The organism is Synechococcus sp. H55.2 (assembly GCF_047462495.1).
In the GTDB taxonomy this organism is placed as follows: domain Bacteria; phylum Cyanobacteriota; class Cyanobacteriia; order Thermostichales; family Thermostichaceae; genus Thermostichus.
Genome location: NZ_JANSJH010000062.1, coordinates 12,897 through 16,189, shown reverse-complemented (window position 1 = coordinate 16,189; position 3,293 = coordinate 12,897). Strand labels below are relative to the sequence as shown.

Annotated in this window: 1 protein-coding gene; it reads right to left on the bottom strand. The window is 59.1% G+C overall.

Annotation, left to right across the window (positions count from 1 at the left end; all coding sequences use genetic code 11):
- Positions 1-30: 30 nt before the first annotated feature.
- On the bottom strand, positions 31-3,084 hold the full coding sequence (locus NW844_RS08495; protein WP_414334954.1) for a PAS domain S-box protein: 3,054 nt from the start codon (positions 3,082-3,084) through the stop codon (positions 31-33).
- Positions 3,085-3,293 lie beyond the last annotated feature (209 nt).

Genomic DNA, 3,293 nt, shown 5'->3' with positions numbered 1-3,293 from the left:
AGGGAGAGGGGCTGGGGGTGAGGGAGTCCCTCAGGGAGAGGGGCTGGGGGTGAGAGCAGAACTGCCCAAATCCGGCAGGCTGACTGCAAACAGGGTGCGGTTCTCGCCGCTTTCCACCCGCAGGATCCCTTGCAGCAGCTCCACCGCCTTTTTCACCAGCGGCAGGCCCAAGCCGGTGCCCCCCTGGTGGGCGTAGTCCAGTTGCGGAATGCGGTGGAACTTCTCGAAAATGCGGGGCAGGTGCTCCGCTGGGATCTCGACGCCGGTGTTGATTACCTGCAAATGGAGACCCGAAGAATCGCCCGCCACTTCCAGGTAAACCTGCTGGCCAGCAGGGGTGTATTTGGCAGCATTGGCCAGCAACTCGCTGAGGATGCGGGTGAGCAGCCCCACATCGGTGCTGAACAGGATGGGTTCAGAGGGAATGCGGGAGACAAAAGTGAGCCGGCGCTCCTGAAAGCGCAGAGCAAAGGGCGGCACCAGCTTTTCCAGCCACTCTCGCACCTCGAAGCGGGCAATCTCCAGACTGCGGCTGCCGGCCTCTAGCCGCTGCAGATCCAGCAGGTCGTTGACCAAGTCCAGCTCTTTTTGCCACTCCTGTTTGAGGATGTGGAAATAGGGGATCTGCGCCTCGGAAAGACCGCGCACCTCCAACATTTTCAAAGCCATTTTCATGTTGGTCAGAGGCGTGCGCAGCTCGTGGGAGACCATGCTGAGAAACTCTTCTTTGAGCTCGTTGAGCCGCTGCAGTTGCCGGAGCTGGGCCTGGATTTCTTGGTAGAGGCGGGCCTGGCGAATGGCGATGCTGCACTGGGTGGCCACCTGCTCGGCAAAGTGGATCTCGGCTTCAATAAACCCTTCCTGGGGCAAGCGGACTAACTTGAGAAAGCCCAGCAACGAGACCGTTTCCACAAACAGGGGGCAGGCGAGTAAGGTGCAGCGCCCCCGCAGCGGGTGATCCGTGCTGAAGTAGAGGGTCTGGCCTTGGCGAAGCTGGCGCAAAAGAACGGGATCCAAGGGCAGGGTAACTTGGCCTATAGGGGGCAGGGATCCCGCCGCTTCGTAGACCAGCGTGTAGGTCTGGGTTTCCGGATGGATGAGGGCCACACCGCAGGCGCCCAGTTGGAAAGCCTGGGTCAGCTCCCGCACCACGGTGGCCAAGATCTCCTGTTCGTCCAGGCTGGAGCGCACCTTGTCGCCAATGAGCCGCAGCATTTGCTCGTACCTTACCCGCTGGGCCAGCTCGGCATTGCGCACCTCCACCTGGTAGCGCAGCTCGGCATTGGCAGCTTGCAGTTGCTCAAACAGCTCCGCCTGTTGCAGCGCCAGCCCCAGTTGATCGGCAATTTGTCGCAAAAAATCCGGCATCCAGGGATCCCATTTTTTGGGGGCGCTGCACTGGTGGGCAATCAACAGCCCCCAGAGGCGGGCCAGCCCGCCGTCTGTGCCGTCAGGGCCAGCCGACTGCAAGATGGGCACCACCAAGTTGGCCCGCACCCCTAAGCTGGCCAGCAGCTCCCGGTGGCAGGGCTGGATGGGGGCAGTGTCGATATCTTCAATGGCGGAAATGCGGCCCTGCTGATAGGCTTGGTGCCACTGGGTTACGAAACAATGATCTTCGATAACCAGGCCCAGCAGGCTCAACTCTGGCCGGCTAACCGATTGCATGGCGATCTCGCCCACCCAATCGGGGAAAAAGCGGTAGATCACCACCCGCTCCACATCCAACAAACGGCGAACTTCCTCTACAGCAAAACTGAGGATGGACTCCACCTGCAACGATTGCCGGATCCCTTGGACGATGTGGCTGAGCAGCCGGGCTTGGTGGAGCTGCAATTGAACCTGCTCCTGGGCCTGCTTGCGCTCGCTGATATCGACAATTGAGGCGACACCGTAAATCTGTTTCTCGGGAGTCTCCGCCGCAAAAGACGAGAGATCCACCCACCGGATCTCGCCACTTTTGTGGATGTAGCGTTTTTCCATCCGGTAGCCGCGGCGGCGGCCCGCTCGTATTTCTTCGACATAGATTGCCTCCTGCCGCAGATCCTCAGGATGCGTTATGTCGGCGTAATTCATGCTCAAGAGCTCGGCCTCGGTGTAGCCGGTGAGCTGGCAAAAGCTCTGGTTCACCTTTAGCAAGTGCCCCGCCGCATCCGTGACCGCCATGCCCACCGGGGCTTGCTCGAAGAGACTTTGAAACAGATCTTGCTGATACTGCAGAGAGTGCTGAAGTTGTTGCTGTTGGTTTTGCAACTCTTTTTCCGGGGTCAAATCCTGTACGCTGACGATCATGCCGATTACCTTTCCCTGGGCATCTAGCCAGGGAGCCTCCAAAATCCGCACCGGAAACCGTTCCCCGCTGCGGCGCCTGAAGGTCAGCTCCCATCCCTGCGGTGGCCGCCCCTGGGCAAAGGCGGCGGTGATCTTGCCCATCTCTTCCGGGGGCCAATAGACAAAAGGGGGATCCTTCCCGATGAGCTCCTCCTTGGGCCAGCCCACCATCGTGGCAAAGGTCTCGTTGACGTAGATCTGTCTGCCTTGTGGATCGACGGCGGCAATGCCCAGAGGAATGGCGCGTTCGATGGCAACGCGCAAATTCAGGGTGGTTTGTAGATCTGGTAGATCCAGTTTCTCCGTTGACGGCTCCCTCCAGACTGCTACTGAAGGCGGCGGGCCTAAGGTTAGCCGCCAGCACAGCTCATCTTGGTTCACCACCCCCAACAGGGATCCCGCTTCGTCCACCACCGGCAAGTGGCGGATCCCGTGGGCCCGCATCAGCTCCAACAATGCCAGGGGATCGCGGTAGTTGCCGACGGCCAAGGTCACGACCGGGGTGGTCATCACCTCAGCCAGGGTGGATCCCTGCCAAGAGCGGTCGCTGGCCACCCACCGCAACACGTCCACAGCCGTCAAAATGCCCACCACTCGGCCTGCGTCCACCACCAAGGCGTAGGGCCAGGAGCCATTCTTTTGCGCCAGCAGGGAGAGAAGCTCGGCAAGGGAGCTGTCAAGCCCGACCAAGGGCGGCATCCGGCCAAACAACTGTTCCAGGGATCCCGATGGAGAGGGCAAATCTTGCGCCATGTCGGAGGACAACTGAACCTTAAAGTTACAGTCAAAAAAAGTTGTAAATAGTATCGCGGCCAGGAGCCTTTAGCCAGAACCAGACAAAATACTTAGAGATAGTTTTGACTCTAGGTAGCTGATGGTTTTAACCTAACTTTAATCTCACAATTAAGAGTACCACGTCGAGTAAAGAAGTTTTGGGTCTTGACATAAATCTTTACATCTAT